Raw genomic sequence first — 16,697 nt, forward strand, 5'->3', positions numbered from 1 at the left:
GCGTGGGAGCGATCATCTGTGGGTTACTGCGCCAACCACCCACCGTCAATATTCCACGCCGCGCCACGCACCTGGCTACCGGCTTCGCTGCACAAAAACAGCACCAGCTCGCCCAGTTGCGGCGGCGTGACGAACGCCAGGGACGGCTGCTTCTCGGCCAGCAAATCATGCTGCGCCTGCTGCGGGTCGATCCCTTTGGCGATGCGATCATCAATCTGCTTCTGCACCAGCGGCGTCAGCACCCAACCCGGGCAGATGGCGTTGCAGGTGACGTTGGTGGTGGCCGTTTCCAGACCCACCACCTTGGTCAAACCGATGACCCCATGCTTGGCCGCCACGTAAGCCGCCTTGCCAACCGACCCGACCTGGCCATGCACCGAAGCGATATTGATGATCCGTCCCCAGCCCTTGGCACGCATGCCTGGCAGGCTCAAACGGGTGCTGTGGAACACCGATGACAGGTTGATCGCAATGATCGAATCCCAGCGCTCCACCGGGAAATCCTCCACCGCCGCCACATGCTGGATGCCGGCGTTGTTGACCAGGATGTCCACGCCGCCGAATTCACGCTCGGCGTAGGCGATCATGTCGGCGATCTGCTCAGGATTGCTCACGTCGGCCGGATGATGGCCGACCTTACCGCCGAACTGTTCAACTTCGGCAATCACTTTGGATGCATCACCGAAACCGTTGAGGATCAGATTGGCGCCAGCCTTGGCCAGACTGAGGGCAATGCCCAGGCCAATGCCGCTGGTGGAGCCGGTGACCAGTGCAGTCTTGCCCGAAAGAGTTGTCATGAATACCTCACACAATGCCAGTGGCGTAGAAAGTACCGATCACCACAAAAACCGCCAGGGTCTTGATCAGCGTAATACAGAAAATGTCTTTGTAGGCTTCGCGGTGGGTCAGGCCGGTGACCGCCAGCAAGGTAATCACCGCGCCGTTGTGCGGCAGGGTGTCCATGCCACCACTGGCCATCGCGGCCACCCGGTGCAGCACTTCCAGCGGAATGTTGGCGGCGTGGGCGGCGCTGATGAAACTCTCGGACATCGCCGCCAAGGCGATGCTCATGCCGCCCGATGCAGAACCCGTGATGCCGGCCAGCAGGGTCACGGTAATCGCTTCGTTGACCAGCGGATTGGGAATGCTTTTGAGCCAGTCGGCCAGCACCAGGAAGCCCGGCAGCGAGGCGATTACCGCACCGAATCCGTATTCCGACGCCGTGTTCATCGCCGCCAGCAACGCACCGCTGACCGCACTTCGACTGCCTTCAGCGAGTTTGCCGCGAATCGCCTGGAAGCCGAACACCAGCACCATGATGATGCCGATCAGCAGAGCGGCCTGTACGGCCCAGATCGCGGTGAGCTTGGCGATGTCGGTGGTCACCGGCGTGGCCATGCCCGGCAGCGCGAGGCTGTGGGTCTTGCCGTACCACTGCGGGATCCACTGGGTAAACAGCAGGTTCATGATGCCGACGGCCAGCAGCGGCGACACGGCGATCCACGGGTTGGGCAGTTTGATGTCGGCCGCGGTCTCCGGCTCGTTGCGCAGTTCGGTGCCATAACCTTCACCGGCGAGCTGAGCCTTGTTGCGCTGGCGCTGGAGAAACAGCATGCCGGCGCAGAACACGAAGATCGCGCCGATCACACCCAACCAGGGCGCGGCCCAGGCGGTGGTGTTGAAGAAGGTGCTGGGGATGATGTTCTGGATTTGCGGGGTGCCGGGCAGGGCATCCATGGTGAACGAGAATGCACCGAGGGCAATGGTCGCCGGAATCAGTCGCTTGGGAATATTGCTCTGGCGGAACATTTCAGCGGCAAACGGATAGACCGCGAACACCACCACAAACAACGACACGCCGCCGTAAGTCAGCAAAGCGCAGACCAGCACGATCACCAGCATCGCCTGACGGGTGCCAAGCAGGCGAATCGCCGCTGCGACAATGGAACGCGAGAAGCCTGACAGTTCGATCAGCTTGCCGAACACCGCACCGAGCAGGAACACCGGGAAATACAGTTTGATGAAGCCGACCATTTTCTCCATGAACACCCCGGTGAAGGCAGGGGCGACGGCGGAAGGGTCGGTGAGCAGAACGGCGCCGAGGGCGGCAATCGGGGCAAAAAGGATAACGCTGTAGCCACGGTAAGCCGCGAGCATCAGCAGCGTGAGGGCTGCCAAGGCAATGATCACACTCATGGTGTGTCTCCTGGATTGTTATTTTTGTAGGGTGGATCTTTTGTGGGAGAGGGCTATAGCGAGTTTCGTGCCATCCGCGCAAGACATTGAAATATAAAGAAATTATTTGTATTTAATGTGGGGGTGCGTATTTTTGTCTCTGTTTTGAGATTTTTAGTGGCCGTTCGGACGCCTTCGCGGGCAGCCTCGCTCCAGGTTTGTGGCCAGCCGATAAATCGCGAACTCCCTGACCTGTAGGAGCGAGGCTTGCCCGCGAAGAGGCCCGATCTACCAATAGAGATCGATGTCTCGTTATAGAGACTCGACAATCCCCAACGCCACCATCTTCTTGTACAACGTCGACCGCCCCAGCCCCAACCGCGCCGCCGCTTCAACAACCTTCCCGCCGCATTGCGCGAGGGTGACCTCAATCAACTGTCGATCAAACCGCTCCCGAGCCTCGCTAAAAGTCTCGTGCGCAACCGCCTCAATCGCCAACGGCGCCGCACGCTCCACCGGTGTGAACGTACCAATCGCCGCGCGGATATCTGTGGCATTCAACATCAAGTCATCACTGAGCAATGCCGCCCGCTCAAGCACGTTGCGCAGTTCGCGAATGTTCCCCGGCCAGGCGTGCTGACCCAGCAGCTCCAGCGCTTCACGGTTCAATTCGTGCTGACTGCGCAGTTCCTCAAGGATCGCGTCACTGAGGGCCGGCAGGTCATCAAGTCGATCACGAAGCGGCGGGACCTGGATCGGCAGTACGTTGAGGCGGTAATACAGGTCGGCGCGAAATTCGCCGCGTTTAATCGCGGCCTGCAAATCCGTGGAGGTCGCGGCGATCACCCGCACATCGCTCTGGATTACTTCGTTGGAGCCCACGGGTTCGAATTCCTTTTCCTGCAGTACCCGCAGCAATTTGCTTTGCAGTGGCAACGGCATGTCGCCGATTTCATCGAGAAACAGTGTGCCGCCCTGGGCAATCTGCAACTTGCCGGCGCGACCCTTGCGATCGGCGCCGGTAAACGCGCCGGGCGCGGTGCCGAAGAATTCCGCTTCCAGCAACGATTCTGGAATCGCCGCGCTGTTGATGCTGACGAAGGCTTTGTGCGCGCGCGGCGAAGCGCCGTGGATTGCCTGGGCCAGCAGCTCTTTGCCAGTGCCGGTTTCACCGAGCAGCAACACCGGTGAATCAGCGCTGGCACTGCGTCGGGCGCGGCGTTTGACTTCCAGGCTGGCGGCGCTGGTGCCGATAAAATGGGCGAAGTTGTACTTGGTCTGTCGCGCCCGCAACAACGATCGGGTGGAGGCCAGTTCTTCCTGCATGCTCATGTAGCGCTTGAGCATCGGCGAGAGGCTGCGCAATTCGTCGAACAGCGCAAAACCGATGGCGCCGATCACCACACCAGCGTCGTCATGAATCGGCAGGCGCATCACCACCAGCGGCTCTTTGGGGGTGTCCTGCATGTCGAGCAAAATCGGCCGCCCCGTGCGCACCACCTCGCGCAACAGACTGCCGGGGATCACGCTTTCGCAGGACTTGCCGATTGCCACTTCCGCCGATTCCAGGCCGAAGCGTCGGGCATAACGCTCGTTCATCCAGACGATGTTGGCATCGCGGTCGACAATCACTGTGCCTTCACTCGACTGCTCGATGATCTCGAACAACGAACGGATCGCCAGCAGGCGAACGCGCTGGTAGTCCTTGAGGCTTTCGGTGGTGTTCATCGAACGGCCCCAGGATGCGCCGCGGCCAACAGCTCTTTGGTGTACGGATGCTGCGGCGAATCGAACACGTCGTGGCTGGCACCGCTTTCCACCACTTTGCCGTCCTTGATCACGATCATGTCGTGAGCCAGCGCACGCACCACCGCCAGGTCGTGGCTGATGAACAGGTAGGTCAGGCCATGTTTTTCCTGAAGTTGGCGGAGCAGGGCGACCACTTGTTTTTGCACCGTGCGATCAAGCGCCGAAGTCGGTTCGTCCAACAGGATCAGCGCCGGTTTCAGTACCAGCGCCCGGGCGATGGCGATGCGTTGGCGTTGGCCGCCGGAGAACTCGTGCGGGTAGCGATGGCGGCTTTGCGGGTCGAGGCCGACTTCTTCCAGTGCCCGAATCACTTCGGCTTTGCATTCATCAGCGGTTAACTGACTATGCACCTCAAGGCCTTCACTGATGATCTGCGCCACGGACATCCGTGGGCTGAGGCTGCCGAAGGGGTCCTGAAACACCACCTGCATTTTCTTGCGCCACGGTCGAAGCTGCTTTTGCGTCAGACCGTCCAGCGCCTCACCTTGAAAGCGAATGCTGCCTTCGGAATCGAGCAAACGCAGAATCGCCTGACCCAGCGTCGACTTGCCGGAACCGGATTCGCCCACAATACCCAGCGTCTTGCCGCGCTGAATATTCAGGCTGATACCGTCCACGGCCTTTAGATACGTCTTGCGCTGAAACAGCCCGCCACCGAGGGCGAACTGCACCCGCAGATTGTCCACTTCCAGCACGTTCTCACGCTCGTCCCGGGGCAGGGCTTCACCTTCCGGTTCGGCGTTCAGCAATACGCAGCTGTAAGGGTGTTTCGGTTCGGTAAACAGTGTTTCGCAAGGTGCCTGCTCGACGATTTCCCCGGCCTTCATCACGCAGACTCGCTGGGCAATGCTGCGCACCAGATTGAGGTCATGGCTGATCAGCAGCAGCGACATGCCGAGACGCTGTTGCAGGGATTTGAGCAGCAGCAGGATCTTGCGCTGCACCGTCACGTCCAGCGCCGTCGTCGGCTCGTCGGCGATCAGCAACTCCGGTTCGCAGGCCAAGGCCATGGCGATCATCACCCGTTGCCGCTGGCCGCCGGACAGTTGATGGGGATAGGCCTTGAGCCGCTCTTTGGGCTTCTGAATGCCTACCAAATGCAGCAACTCGAGAATCCGCGCTTGCGCCGCTTTGCCGGCCAGGCCCTTGTGCAGCAGCAGGGTTTCGCCGATCTGCTTTTCGATGCTGTGCAGTGGGTTGAGCGAGGTCATTGGCTCTTGGAAGATCATCGCGATGCGATTACCCCGCAGTTCTCGTAACACCTGGGGCGGGGCGCCGACCAGCTCCCGGCCACGGTAGCGAATACTGCCCGTGGTGTGTGTGCCGGTCTCGGGCAGCAGTTGCAGGATCGAGTGAGCGGTCACCGACTTACCGCAGCCCGACTCGCCCACCAGCGCCAGGCATTCGCCGGGGCGGATGTCCAGGCACAGGTTGCGCACCACGGTCTGGCCACTGAAGGCCACGCTGAGGTCACGGATTTCGATCAGGTTGTTACTCATATCAGCCGTCCGCATCATGATCTCGGATCAAGATCGGGGATCGAAAGCATCACGTAACGCCTCCCCGATAAATACCAGTAAAGAAAGAATCAGCGCCAAGGTGAAAAACGCCGTCAGCCCCAACCACGGCGCTTGCAGGTTCTGCTTGCCTTGGCCGATCAACTCGCCCAGCGACGCACTGCCGGCGGGCATGCCGAAACCGAGGAAGTCCAGGGCGGTAAGGGTCGAGATCGCCCCGGTCAGAATGAACGGCAGGTAGCTCAGGGTCGCGTTCATCGCGTTGGGCAGGATGTGCCGGACGATGACTTTGCGGTCGGTCAGGCCCAGCGCCCGGGCGGCTTTGACGTATTCCAGATTGCGTCCGCGTAGAAACTCGGCGCGCACCACGTCCACCAGGGCCAGCCAGGAAAACAGCGCCATGATCCCCAGCAGCCACCAGAAATTCGGCTCGACGAACCCCGACAGTATGATCAGCAGATACAGTACCGGCAGCCCCGACCAAACCTCCAGCAACCGTTGACCGATCAGGTCGACCCAGCCGCCGTAGTAGCCTTGCAGGGCGCCGGCAGCAATGCCGATTAGTGCGCTGACAAAGGTCAGCATCAAGGCAAACAGGATCGACACCCGCGCACCGAAAATCACTCGGGCCGCCACGTCCCGCGCCTGGTCGTCGGTGCCCAGCCAGTTAACCTTCGTCGGAGGACTGGGCGTCGGTTGATTGAGGTCATAGTTTGGTGTGTCGTCGCTGAAGGGGATCGGCGGGAACAGCATCCAGCCACCGTCCTTGTGAATCAGCTTCTGCACATAGTCGCTGCGGTAGTCCGCCTGAAACGGCAGCTGCCCACCAAATTCCTGCTCGGTATGACGCTTCAGGGCCGGGAAGTAGAGTGAGCCCTGATAGCTGACGATCAGCGGCTTGTCGTTGGCGATCAGCTCGCCACCGAGGGTCAACAGGAACAGGCCGACAAACAACCACAGTGACCACCAGCCGCGACGGTTTTTCTTGAAGCGCTCGAAACGACGACGACCTAACGGCGAGAGCTTGAACATCAGGCATTCCTCGCGGCGAAGTCGATACGCGGGTCGACGAGGGTGTAGCAGAGGTCGCCGACGAGTTTTATTAGGAGACCGAACAGTGTGAAGATGAACAGCGAACCGAATACCACTGGATAATCCCGTGAAACCGCGGCTTCGTAGCTCATACGACCCAAGCCGTCGAGGGAGAAAATAACTTCGATCAGCAGGGAACCAGCGAAAAATACGCTGATAAACGCCTGGGGAATCCCCGAGATCACCAGCAGCATGGCGTTGCGAAACACGTGACCGTAAAGCACTCGGCGTTCGCTCAGGCCCTTGGCGCGGGCAGTGACCACGTACTGGCGGGTGATTTCATTGAGGAAGGAGTTCTTGGTCAGAATGGTCAGCGTGGCGAACCCGCCGATCACCAGCGAGGTGACTGGCAATACCAGGTGCCAGAAGTAATCGGCGATTTTGCCCACGGTCGACAGCGACTCGAAGTTGTCCGAGACCAACCCGCGCACCGGGAACCAGTTCAGCGAGGTGCCACCGGCAAAGACCACGATCAGGAACATCGCGAACAGGAACGCTGGCATGGCGTAGCCGATGACGATCGCGGTGCTGCTCCAGATATCGAAATGGCTGCCGTGGTGCACGGCTTTGCGGATGCCCAATGGAATCGACACCAGGTAGGTGATCAGCGTTGCCCAGAGCCCCAGGGAAATGGTCACCGGCATTTTATCCAGGATCAGGTCAGTGACGGTCGCGCCGCGGAAAAAACTCTTGCCGAAGTCCAGGCGCGCGTAACGGGTGAGCATCAGCCACAGGCGTTCGTGCGCCGGTTTATCGAAGCCGTATTGCTTTTCGATATCTTTGATCAACTGCGGGTCGAGGCCGCGACTGGATCGGGAGGTGCCGGACATGTTTTCGCCGGAACCGCCGCCGACGCTCGCGCCTCCGATGCCTTGCAAGTGCGCGATGGCCTGTTCCACCGGGCCGCCCGGTGCAGCCTGGACGATGATGAAGTTGACCAGAAGAATGATCACTAACGTCGGAATGATCAGCAGCAGACGCCGCAGTATATAAGCCCACATCAGTGCGGCCCTCCGGGTTTGCCACGGCTGATTTGCTCAGCCGTCATCTGTTGGTTGGTCAACGGCGTGGTGCTTATTTCCCACCAGCTCTCGATGGCTTCGTCATTGCTCGCTTGCTCACTGGGCCTGCCGAAACGATTCCACCACACGGTGGAGGTGCCTGGCGGGTAATAGTTGGGAATCCAGTAGTAGTTCCATTGCAGCACCCGGTCCAGCGCGTGGGCGTAGCGCAGCATCTCGGGTTGGGTGGTGGCGCGAACCAGTCCGGTGAGCAGTGTGTCGACGGCCGGATTCTTCAGGACCATGTAGTTATTGGCGCCAGGGTCGTTGGCCGAGACCGAGCCGAAGTAATTGAACAGTTCACTGCCTGGCGAAGTCGTGACCGGGTAACCGGTGACGATCATGTCGTAGTCGCGGCTCATCAGGCGATTCACGTATTGAGACGAGTCGATGCGACGGATGTTCAGGTCGATGCCGATCTGTTTCAGGGTGCGCTTATAAGGCAGCAGCAATCGGTCCATGCCGTTCTGGCTGACCAGGAACGTGAAACTCAGCGGCTTGCCTTCGGCGTTGACCAGTTGATCGCCATCGGGTTTCCAGCCGGCCTGTTTGAGTAGGTCCAGTGCCTGCAACTGTTTGTCGCGTATCAGGCCGCTGCCATCGGTTTTCGGTGCTTCGAAAACCTGGGTGAAAACCTCGTCGGGGATCTGCCCGCGCAACGGTTCGAGAATTGCCAGCTCACTAGCGTCCGGTAGTTGTCGTGCGGCGAGGTCGGTGTTGGAAAAGAAGCTCTGCTGGCGGATGTACATGTCTCGCATCATCTGCCGGTTGCTCCACTCGAAATCCCAGAGCATGACCAGCGCCTGGCGCACTCGACGGTCCTGGAACATCGGGTTTTGCAGATTGAACACAAAGCCCTGAGCGGGTTGGGGGGCTTGTGTTGCCAGATGCGCCTTTTGCAGGCGCCCGTCGCTCAGGGCTGGGCTTTCGTAGCCGATGGAGTAACCGGTGGCGGAAAATTCGCGGTTGTAGTCGTAGGCGCCGCCACGCAGGACCTGGCGGGCGACGTCGGTATCGCCGAAGTACTCGAGGCTGAAATGATCGAAGTTGTAGAGGCCACGGCTGACCGGTAAATCCTTGCCCCACCAATCGGCATTACGCTCGAAGGTGATGCTGCGACCCGAGTCAACCTTACTCACCTTGTAGGGGCCGCTGCCCAACGGCGGCTCGTAACCGCCACCACTGGCGAAATCGCGAGTCTTCCACCAATGCTCGGGAAACACCGGCAAGGTCGCGATATCGAGGGGCAGGGTACGGTTTTCATTACTTTTCAAGTCGAACCGAACCGTTAGCGGTGATTCCACTTCGACGCCTTTGACGTCGGCGAATTGGGTGCGATAACGCAGGCTGCCTTGGGTCATCAGCAAGTCGAAGGTGTAGCGCACGTCTTCGGCCGTGATCGGTTTGCCGTCCGCGAAACGCGCCTTGGGGTTCAGGTAGAAGCGCAGGAATAAACCGTCGTCCGAGCGCTCCATCATCGTAGCCACCAGACCGTACACGGTGTAAGGCTCGTCCAGCGAACGCTGGGCCAGTGGCGAGTAAAGCAGGCCGTCGATCTGTGTGACGCCGATGCCTTTATCGATGTAAGGCAAGATATGGTCGAATTGACCGATTTCGATCGCCGAGCGGCGCATCGTGCCACCCTTGGGGGCTTGCGGGTTTGTGTAGGCAAAATGACTAAAACCGGCAGGGTACTTCGCCGGTTCACCGTACACGGTCAACGCATGTTGCGGTGCTGCATTCACACCGGTGACGCCCAACAACAGGGTCACGGCAGTGAACAACAAAGTAGGGAAAGCCAGTCGCATTGTCAGCCTTAGAACCGGGTGGTCAATAACCGCAATTTGTACGCTAGCGGCGCGTCCCTCGCCAGCCGTATCACGTATCCCAAACACAACGGCCCACCAAAAAGGCGGGCCGTTGTGCAGAAAACTTAAGGGTTGATCAGTCCTGACGGCTGGTCACTTCCAGCAGGTGGTAACCGAACTGGGTCTTGACCGGGCCTTGCACCACGTTGATCGGTGCGCTGAAGACCACGGTGTCGAATTCCTTGACCATCTGGCCTGGACCGAACGAACCCAGATCACCGCCCTGGCGGCTGGACGGGCACGTGGAGTTGGCTTTGGCGATTTCGGCGAAATCGGCGCCGCCCTCGATCTGGGCTTTGAGTTCGTTGCACTTGGCTTCCGAGGCAACGAGGATGTGACGGGCAGTGGCTTTAGGCATGGGAAAATACTCCTTTCAATGTTCAGTAAAATGCGGAGCCTACCGGATTCAGTGGTCTATTTCTTCTCAAAGTTCCGTCCAGACCGCGTAGGCCGGTATGGCATGCCTTTAAAGGCCGGCATTTCTCAGGCGCTCGGCATGCTGCACATACAGGGCAATCGGGTCGATGCCCTTGCGCAACGGGCCGGCGGTCTGGCTGAGGCTGTCCAGATGATCCAGCGGATAGTCGGAACGAATGACTTTGCCCAAATGAGAGCTGTAGCGGCCGACCAGACCGTCGTTCTGCTCGGCTTCGGTGGTGAAGTAGTGGGAAAAGGCGCGGAGAAACCCGTGCAGTGGATTCAGGGTATCGAGCCCTTTGTCGAGGATGTCGCCCTGCAGGGTGCCGCTCCAGGAATAATAACGTACCCCATTAACCAGCTCGCGACCCTTGCCACCCCAGGTTTTGGGCAATCCTTGGGGATACTTGTCGTTGAACGCGCCGACGCCTTCGGTGGTCAGGGCATTCAGCGCGGCGATGGCGTTCTGCGGTAGGTGATGGTTGCCGCTGAGCAACGACAGAAAGTCTGCGAACAACGTTGCAACCGTCTCGGCGACCTGCTCTGGCAGGCGGCCGGGCGTCAGCGCCTTGCGCAAGAAGTCAGCCAGCTCCGAGCCGTGATTCGGTCCGCTGACGGAAGTCACCGAAGCGATTGTCTCCGGCGCAACCGCCGCCGCATAACGTGCGGCGAGGGCGCCTTGGCTGTGACCGATCAAGTTGACTTTGCTCGCACCGGTGCCTTCCAGCACGCGTTCGATCTGCGCCAGGAGTTGGTCGCCGCGGACTTCATTGCTGTGGGTAGCCGACACGTGCGGGATAAATACTCTTGCGCCTTCGCTCCTGAGGGCCTGCTTGACATCATGAAAGAGTTCGATCTTGCCGATGCGATCGAAGCCTAAGAGCCCGTGGATCAACAGGATCGGATACTGAGTAGTTGCATTCCGTAGCATATTCTTTCCTTTTCCGCAGTCGTTAAGAGGTGGGTTGATGGGCTCACTCTAAAGCACACCAGCAGCTCGGCGTTGTATGAAAAAGCCGCTGTAACCTGATGAAAACGGAATAGAAAATGTACGAAAGTTCGAAACTAGATGAGGTCTTGGTCGGAATATTTGGACATCTTTTTATCTGTAACAGGGCGCTTTACTGCGATGGCCTACTTCGGGAACGCCATTTGCCGTTTAATCGTGTCTCGATTCCGACGTCCAGTCCTCTATCGAAGACTGGACGAGGGTGTGGCTCACGCCGGTTGTTGATCCCGGCGCTGTGCCATGAGCCGGTCGGCTGCCTGGCGCAACAGCTGTTCCGTCCCGCTCCAGCCAAGGCAGCCGTCCGTTACTGACACGCCGTAACGCATTGACGGGCCCAGCGGTTGGCAACCTTCGAACAGATGGCTCTCGATCATCATGCCGATCAGCGATCGGTCACCTTGCAGGCGTTGTTCAAGCACGTCGTTGAACACCGTCGGCTGACGCAACGGGTCTTTGCCACTGTTGGCATGGCTGCAGTCGACCATGATCCGTGCCGGGATCTTGAGTTTGGTCAAATCGCTGTGCACCTGAGCGACACACGCGCGGTCGTAGTTCGGCCCGCGGTGGCCCCCGCGCAATACCAGGTGGGTGTCGGGATTGCCCGAGGTCTGAATGATTGCCGGATGACCCTGGCTATCGACACCGAAATGGCGATGCGGATGGGCGGCGGAGCGCATGGCGTCGCTGGCAACACCGACACCGCCATCGGTGCCGTTCTTGAAGCCGACTGGCATGCTCAGGCCGCTGGCCATTTCACGGTGGATCTGCGACTCGGTGGTGCGAGCGCCAATGGCGACCCAGCTCAGCAGGTCCTCGAAATAACCGGCGGCCATCGGTTGCAGAAGTTCGGTGGCAATCGGCAGCCCCAGGTGGAGCATTTCGCGCATCAACTCGCGGGACAGCGTCAAACCGCCCGCCATGTCATCGCTGCCATCCAGGTGGGGGTCGTAGGCCAGGCCTTTCCAGCCGACTGTGGTGCGGGGTTTTTCGACGTAAGCGCGCATCACCAGCAGCATTTCACCGCTGACGTCGGCGGCAAGGCGGGCGAGGTTGCCGGCGTATTCGAGGGCGGATTTTGGATCATGAATCGAGCAGGGGCCGACGATGACCAGCAGGCGGGAGTCTTCACCGTTGAGGATCGCGCGAACCGCTTGGCGGTGGGCGGCGACTTGCTGGCTCAGGGCGTTGCTGAGTGGTAGTTGCTGTTTGAGTTGCAATGAGCTGGGCAGACGCATGGTCAGCGCTTCATTGGCAGGGCTCAAGGTGGACAGCGGCAGAGCAGAGACGGACGAGTTCATATTCGGGTTTCCTGGGCTGGCGGCGGGTTCGTTCCCGCGCGCTCGGCCCTACTGGGGTGTTCGACAATTGGCCGGATTGGCTGCGTGTGTGTGCTTGCCACCTGTGGGTGACCGATCGGAGGCGGCAGGCTGTCCCGAGCGGAAGCTGGTAAATCGCCAGGCGGTAAAACTGTCGTGACGGTAATAAGTGGCGTGGTTCATTTTTGAATCCTCTGGTTGTCGGGCGTGTCGCTAAAAAGTGAGGGGCTGAAAAAACAAAACCCCCGGTCGGGAAGCCGACCGGGGGTTGAGAATTCTCTGGTGGCGACCCGTTTAAAGTGGGCGCCGTGTGGGTATCAGGCGCGCCAGTGGCTAAACCAATACCCAAAATAAAAGCTGACCGGAGCACAGATGCCGTTCACCCGAGCAGCCGCAACCGAGCGCAGGGCGCTGGCGGTGTGAAGCTGTGAGAGGGTGTTGAACATGGACTTTCTCCGATGAATGCGCCGAGCTTACTCGAGGCCGGTACGCGGATTCAATCAGAAAATGCTATCGATCACCGGCGACGTTTTCTATCGCTTGAGTGCGTCGCCGGTTGTGACACACTTTGTGCTCCGCTCACGTACAACGTCACAAGGACGAATCATGACGCCACTGATCATCGCCGCTGCTCAATCGATCTCCATCGCCGGTGACCTTGCAGCAAACAGTGTGTGGCATCAGCGCTTCATGCACGTTGCCGCAGAGCAGGGCGTGCAATTGCTGGTGTTCCCTGAGCTATCGCTGACCGGGTACGAGCGTGGACTCGCGGCTGAATTGGCCAATGTGCCGCACGCCGAGGTTCTGCAGCCGCTGCGGGATTTCGCGCGGGAAGTCGGTGTGACCGCTGTCGTCGGGATGCCGATTCGGCTGTCGCAGGATTCGCCAGTATTGATTGGGGCGCTGGTACTGGGCGTCGATGGTTCGCTCGGGATCTACAGCAAGCAGCATCTGCATCCAGGCGAGGAGGTGGCATTTGCACCGGGCACCGGCGGTTCGACCCTCACCATGGGTGCCGATACCGTCGCGTTGGCGGTGTGTGCGGATTTCTCTCACGCCAGTCATGCCGCCGCGGCGGCGCAGCAAGGCGCCGATCTCTATGCCGCGGGCGTGCTAATCACGGAAAACGGCTACGCCCCGGATACCGCGCTGTTGCAAGGCTACGCCAGCGCTCATTCGATGGCGGTCCTGATGGCCAACCATGGCGGTGCAACGGGTGGTTGGGAATCGGCAGGACGCAGCGCGATCTGGGCGTCGGACGGCTCGCTGATTGCGGCCGCACCGGGTACAGGCAACCTGATGGTCGTGGCTCGCCGCGAGGCTGACGGTTGGAAGGGGCAAATAGTGGCTGTTGCGGAGGCTTGATGGCATTTGAATTATGCCCGGCGACGCTCCGGGACCTCGACTTCGCTCGTGACCTGACCCGCAAAAACATGCTGCGCTATTACATTCAGCACGATCTGTTGTGGCAGGACGAAGGTTTCGATGTGGGCTGGGCAGGGCGAGAGAACTGGTTGATTGTGTGCGGCGAGACCTTGCTGGGCTACGTCAGTTTGAGTCGTGACGCCAAAGCCCTGTACATCCGCGAGTTGCATGTCATCGAAGCGTTTCGAGGGCAGGGCGCCGGTTCCTGGGCAATTGATCAGGTATTCGCCATGGCGTGTAAGGAGCGGCGTCCGGCATTGCGTTTGACGGTTTTTGAAAACAACCCCGCGCAAGGGTTGTATGAGAGAAAGGGCCTGAAGGTAGTCGGCACGGACGAGTGTTTCCTGAGAATGCAGCGCGATATCGATGCCATGCCTGGCTGAAACACGCATACGACAAGCCCTTCAAGATGTATTGAAACTTTTTATATGACGCTTGCCGCTAGGTCTGCCAGTTGCTTTTTGCTAAGGTGTCGGCAACCCAATAAGACCATATCGCGAGGTGTCTGCTTGATTAGGGTGCTAGTAGTCGATGACCATGATCTCGTTCGTACAGGCATTACACGAATGCTGGCTGACATCGATGGCCTGCAAGTAGTCGGCCAGGCTGAGTCAGGGGAAGAATCCTTGCTCAAGGCGCGTGAGTTGAAACCCGATGTGGTGCTGATGGACGTCAAGATGCCCGGTATCGGTGGTCTTGAAGCCACGCGCAAACTATTGCGCAGCCATCCGGATATCAAAGTCGTCGCGGTCACCGTGTGCGAAGAAGATCCGTTTCCTACAAGGTTGTTGCAGGCGGGTGCCGCGGGTTATCTGACCAAGGGGGCCGGGCTGCCGGAAATGGTCCAGGCCATCCGCCTGGTATTCGCCGGGCAACGCTACATCAGTCCGCAGATTGCACAGCAGTTGGCGATCAAATCCTTCCAGCCGACCAATGATTCGCCTTTCGACGCCTTGTCGGAGCGGGAAATCCAGATCGCGTTGATGATTGTCGGCTGTCAGAAAGTCCAGATCATTTCCGACAAGCTCTGCCTGTCGCCAAAAACAGTGAATACCTACCGTTACCGCATTTTCGAAAAGCTTTCGATCAGCAGCGATGTCGAGTTGACGCTGTTGGCGGTTCGTCACGGCATGGTTGATGCCAGCCTCTGAAAATGACTGAAGCCTTCGATCCCAGCGCCTTTCTGTCGACAGTCAGTGGGCGTCCCGGTGTGTATCGCATGTTCGACAGCGAGGCACGCCTGCTCTACGTCGGTAAGGCCAAGAACCTCAAGAGTCGTCTGTCGAGTTACTTCCGCAAATCCGGTCTTGCGCCCAAGACGGCTGCGCTGGTGGCACGTATCGCTCAGGTCGAAACGACGATTACGGCCAATGAAACCGAAGCCTTGTTGCTTGAGCAGACGCTGATCAAGGAGTGGCGTCCGCCGTACAACATCCTGCTGCGTGACGACAAATCCTACCCTTACGTCTTTCTCTCGGACGGCCAGTTTCCACGCTTGAGCATCCATCGCGGCGCGAAAAAGGCCAAGGGCAAATATTTCGGCCCTTATCCCAGCGCCGGTGCGATTCGTGAAAGCCTGAGCCTGCTGCAGAAGACGTTTTTCGTTCGCCAGTGCGAAGACAGCTATTACAAGAACCGCACGCGTCCTTGCCTGCAATACCAGATCAAACGCTGCAAGGCGCCCTGTGTCGGGCTGGTGGAGCCCGAGGTGTATGCCGAAGATGTGCGGCACTCGGTGATGTTCCTTGAGGGGCGCAGCAATGCACTGACGGATGAGTTGTCCGCAGGAATGGAAGAGGCAGCGATAAACCTCGAGTTCGAGCGTGCGGCCGAGTTGCGCGATCAGATTTCATTACTGCGCCGGGTTCAGGACCAGCAGAGCATGGAAGGCGGGACTGGCGATGTCGACGTGATCGCCGCGTTTGTCAATCCGGGTGGTGCCTGCGTTCATTTGATCAGTGTGCGCGGCGGGCGGGTGCTGGGTAGCAAGAACTTCTTCCCGCAGGTGGGTATTGAAGAAGACGTTTCCGAGGTCATGGCAGCGTTTCTCGGCCAGTACTTCATCAGCAGTCCTGAACGCGACTTGCCGAGCGAACTGATCGTCAACGTGGTTCACGAAGACTTCCCGACCCTGATCGCGGCCATCGAAGAGTTGCGCGGTCGCGAATTGACCATCAGTCATCGAGTTCGTGGCACGCGAGCACGCTGGCAGCAGTTGGCGGTCACCAATGCCGAACAGGCGCTGGGTGCACGCCTGGCCAATCGTCAACACGTTGCCGCACGTTTCGATGCGCTGGCAGAAGTGCTGAACCTGGACGAGCCACCACAGCGTCTGGAGTGTTACGACATCAGTCACTCCAGCGGCGAAGCGACCGTGGCATCCTGCGTGGTGTTCGGCCCCGAAGGTCCGATCAAGTCCGACTATCGTCGCTACAACATTGAAGGCGTGACCCCAGGCGATGACTACGCTGCGATGCATCAGGCCCTGACTCGACGCTTCAGCAAACTGAAGGACGGGGAGGGCAAGCTACCGGATATTCTGCTGGTAGACGGTGGCAAGGGGCAGTTGTCCATGGCCCGCGACGTGCTCAATGAGCTGGCGGTGCCTGACCTGATTCTGCTGGGCGTGGCCAAGGGCGCCACGCGCAAGGCCGGTTTCGAAACCCTGTACCTGAACGATGCTGCCCACGAATTTACCTTGCGCGGCGATTCTCCCGCGCTGCATTTGATCCAGCAGATACGCGACGAAGCTCACCGTTTCGCGATTACCGGGCACCGCGCACGTCGTGGGAAAACCCGCCGAACGTCTACACTTGAGGGCGTCGCCGGTGTCGGACCGACCCGTCGCCGCGATTTGTTAAAACATTTTGGTGGATTGCAGGAGCTGTCTCGTGCCAGCATCGAAGAAATCGCCAAAGCCCCCGGGATCAGTAAAAAGCTCGCAGAGTTGATTTATGCAAATCTGCACAGCGAGTAGAATGCCCCCTCACCTCGTAGCCAGTTGTGCC

At 59.4% G+C, this 16,697-nt stretch carries 15 protein-coding genes; 4 read left to right on the forward strand and 11 right to left on the reverse strand.

What is annotated here, in order from left to right; translation table 11 throughout:
* Positions 1–23: 23 nt before the first annotated feature.
* From hbdH to ACYZT0_RS08950, 11 genes are all read right to left on the reverse strand, one after another.
* The gene (gene hbdH, locus ACYZT0_RS08900; RefSeq protein ID WP_462045498.1) at positions 24–797 is read right to left on the reverse strand and encodes a 3-hydroxybutyrate dehydrogenase; all 774 of its coding nucleotides are present in this window, start codon (positions 795–797) and stop codon (positions 24–26) included.
* A gap of 7 nt (positions 798–804) precedes the next feature.
* Entirely contained in the window at positions 805–2,196 is a 1,392-nt protein-coding gene (locus ACYZT0_RS08905; RefSeq protein ID WP_462045499.1) for a GntP family permease, read from the reverse strand.
* 291 nt (positions 2,197–2,487) lie between these two features.
* Entirely contained in the window at positions 2,488–3,903 is a 1,416-nt protein-coding gene (locus ACYZT0_RS08910; RefSeq protein WP_462045500.1) for a sigma-54 interaction domain-containing protein, read from the reverse strand.
* Complete coding sequence (locus ACYZT0_RS08915) at positions 3,900–5,483, reverse strand: ABC transporter ATP-binding protein (RefSeq protein ID WP_462045501.1); 1,584 nt, start codon at positions 5,481–5,483, stop codon at positions 3,900–3,902. The genes ACYZT0_RS08910 and ACYZT0_RS08915 overlap by 4 nt, the downstream gene beginning before the upstream one ends.
* Positions 5,484–5,510: 27 nt before the next feature.
* Positions 5,511–6,533 carry an ABC transporter permease gene (locus ACYZT0_RS08920; RefSeq protein WP_462045502.1) on the reverse strand — a complete coding sequence of 341 codons (1,023 nt, stop codon included), beginning with the start codon at positions 6,531–6,533 and terminating at the stop codon, positions 5,511–5,513.
* Positions 6,533–7,594, reverse strand: a complete 1,062-nt coding sequence (locus ACYZT0_RS08925) for a microcin C ABC transporter permease YejB (protein WP_462045503.1) — start codon at positions 7,592–7,594, stop codon at positions 6,533–6,535. Before ACYZT0_RS08925 ends, ACYZT0_RS08920 begins: the two co-directional genes overlap by 1 nt.
* Positions 7,594–9,462 (reverse strand): extracellular solute-binding protein, encoded by a 1,869-nt coding sequence (locus ACYZT0_RS08930; RefSeq protein ID WP_462045504.1) that lies wholly within the window; start codon positions 9,460–9,462, stop codon positions 7,594–7,596. Before ACYZT0_RS08930 ends, ACYZT0_RS08925 begins: the two co-directional genes overlap by 1 nt.
* A 136-nt stretch (positions 9,463–9,598) precedes the next feature.
* Entirely contained in the window at positions 9,599–9,880 is a 282-nt protein-coding gene (locus ACYZT0_RS08935; protein WP_462045505.1) for a peptidylprolyl isomerase, read from the reverse strand.
* Between the two features lie 108 nt (positions 9,881–9,988).
* Positions 9,989–10,870 carry an esterase/lipase family protein gene (locus tag ACYZT0_RS08940; protein WP_462045506.1) on the reverse strand — a complete coding sequence of 294 codons (882 nt, stop codon included), beginning with the start codon at positions 10,868–10,870 and terminating at the stop codon, positions 9,989–9,991.
* Positions 10,871–11,157: 287 nt separating this feature from the next.
* Positions 11,158–12,246, reverse strand: a complete 1,089-nt coding sequence (locus tag ACYZT0_RS08945; RefSeq protein ID WP_462045507.1) for a 3-deoxy-7-phosphoheptulonate synthase — start codon at positions 12,244–12,246, stop codon at positions 11,158–11,160.
* Between the two features lie 335 nt (positions 12,247–12,581).
* Positions 12,582–12,710 carry a hypothetical protein gene (locus ACYZT0_RS08950; protein WP_462045508.1) on the reverse strand — a complete coding sequence of 43 codons (129 nt, stop codon included), beginning with the start codon at positions 12,708–12,710 and terminating at the stop codon, positions 12,582–12,584.
* A gap of 160 nt (positions 12,711–12,870) precedes the next feature.
* Between ACYZT0_RS08950 and ACYZT0_RS08955 the strand changes: the two genes are divergently transcribed.
* From ACYZT0_RS08955 to uvrC, 4 genes are all read left to right on the forward strand, one after another.
* A complete protein-coding gene (locus ACYZT0_RS08955) occupies positions 12,871–13,629 on the forward strand; it encodes a carbon-nitrogen hydrolase family protein (RefSeq protein ID WP_462045509.1) in 759 nt (252 codons plus the stop codon).
* A complete protein-coding gene (locus tag ACYZT0_RS08960; protein WP_462045510.1) occupies positions 13,629–14,072 on the forward strand; it encodes a GNAT family N-acetyltransferase in 444 nt (147 codons plus the stop codon). The genes ACYZT0_RS08955 and ACYZT0_RS08960 overlap by 1 nt, the downstream gene beginning before the upstream one ends.
* A 126-nt stretch (positions 14,073–14,198) precedes the next feature.
* A complete protein-coding gene (gene gacA, locus ACYZT0_RS08965) occupies positions 14,199–14,840 on the forward strand; it encodes a response regulator transcription factor GacA (protein WP_008015884.1) in 642 nt (213 codons plus the stop codon).
* A 2-nt stretch (positions 14,841–14,842) separates the two neighbouring features.
* Positions 14,843–16,666: an excinuclease ABC subunit UvrC gene (gene uvrC / locus ACYZT0_RS08970; RefSeq protein WP_462045511.1), complete on the forward strand. Its 1,824-nt coding sequence runs from the start codon at positions 14,843–14,845 to the stop codon at positions 16,664–16,666.
* The last annotated feature ends 31 nt before the right edge of the window (positions 16,667–16,697 follow it).

It is taken from the genome of Pseudomonas sp. ZS1P83 (assembly GCF_054897825.1).

Coding starts and splice junctions, on each gene's coding strand:
- ACYZT0_RS08915 (WP_462045501.1), bottom strand. CDS start 5,483: ATGAGTAACAACCTGATCGAAATCCGTGACCTCAGCGTGGCCTTCAGT.
- ACYZT0_RS08945 (WP_462045507.1), bottom strand. CDS start 12,246: ATGAACTCGTCCGTCTCTGCTCTGCCGCTGTCCACCTTGAGCCCTGCC.
- ACYZT0_RS08910 (WP_462045500.1), bottom strand. CDS start 3,903: ATGAACACCACCGAAAGCCTCAAGGACTACCAGCGCGTTCGCCTGCTG.
- ACYZT0_RS08930 (WP_462045504.1), bottom strand. CDS start 9,462: ATGCGACTGGCTTTCCCTACTTTGTTGTTCACTGCCGTGACCCTGTTG.
- ACYZT0_RS08955 (WP_462045509.1), top strand. CDS start 12,871: ATGACGCCACTGATCATCGCCGCTGCTCAATCGATCTCCATCGCCGGT.
- ACYZT0_RS08950 (WP_462045508.1), bottom strand. CDS start 12,710: ATGTTCAACACCCTCTCACAGCTTCACACCGCCAGCGCCCTGCGCTCG.
- ACYZT0_RS08960 (WP_462045510.1), top strand. CDS start 13,629: ATGGCATTTGAATTATGCCCGGCGACGCTCCGGGACCTCGACTTCGCT.
- uvrC (WP_462045511.1), top strand. CDS start 14,843: ATGACTGAAGCCTTCGATCCCAGCGCCTTTCTGTCGACAGTCAGTGGG.
- ACYZT0_RS08905 (WP_462045499.1), bottom strand. CDS start 2,196: ATGAGTGTGATCATTGCCTTGGCAGCCCTCACGCTGCTGATGCTCGCG.
- ACYZT0_RS08925 (WP_462045503.1), bottom strand. CDS start 7,594: ATGTGGGCTTATATACTGCGGCGTCTGCTGCTGATCATTCCGACGTTA.
- hbdH (WP_462045498.1), bottom strand. CDS start 797: ATGACAACTCTTTCGGGCAAGACTGCACTGGTCACCGGCTCCACCAGC.
- ACYZT0_RS08940 (WP_462045506.1), bottom strand. CDS start 10,870: ATGCTACGGAATGCAACTACTCAGTATCCGATCCTGTTGATCCACGGG.
- ACYZT0_RS08935 (WP_462045505.1), bottom strand. CDS start 9,880: ATGCCTAAAGCCACTGCCCGTCACATCCTCGTTGCCTCGGAAGCCAAG.
- ACYZT0_RS08920 (WP_462045502.1), bottom strand. CDS start 6,533: ATGTTCAAGCTCTCGCCGTTAGGTCGTCGTCGTTTCGAGCGCTTCAAG.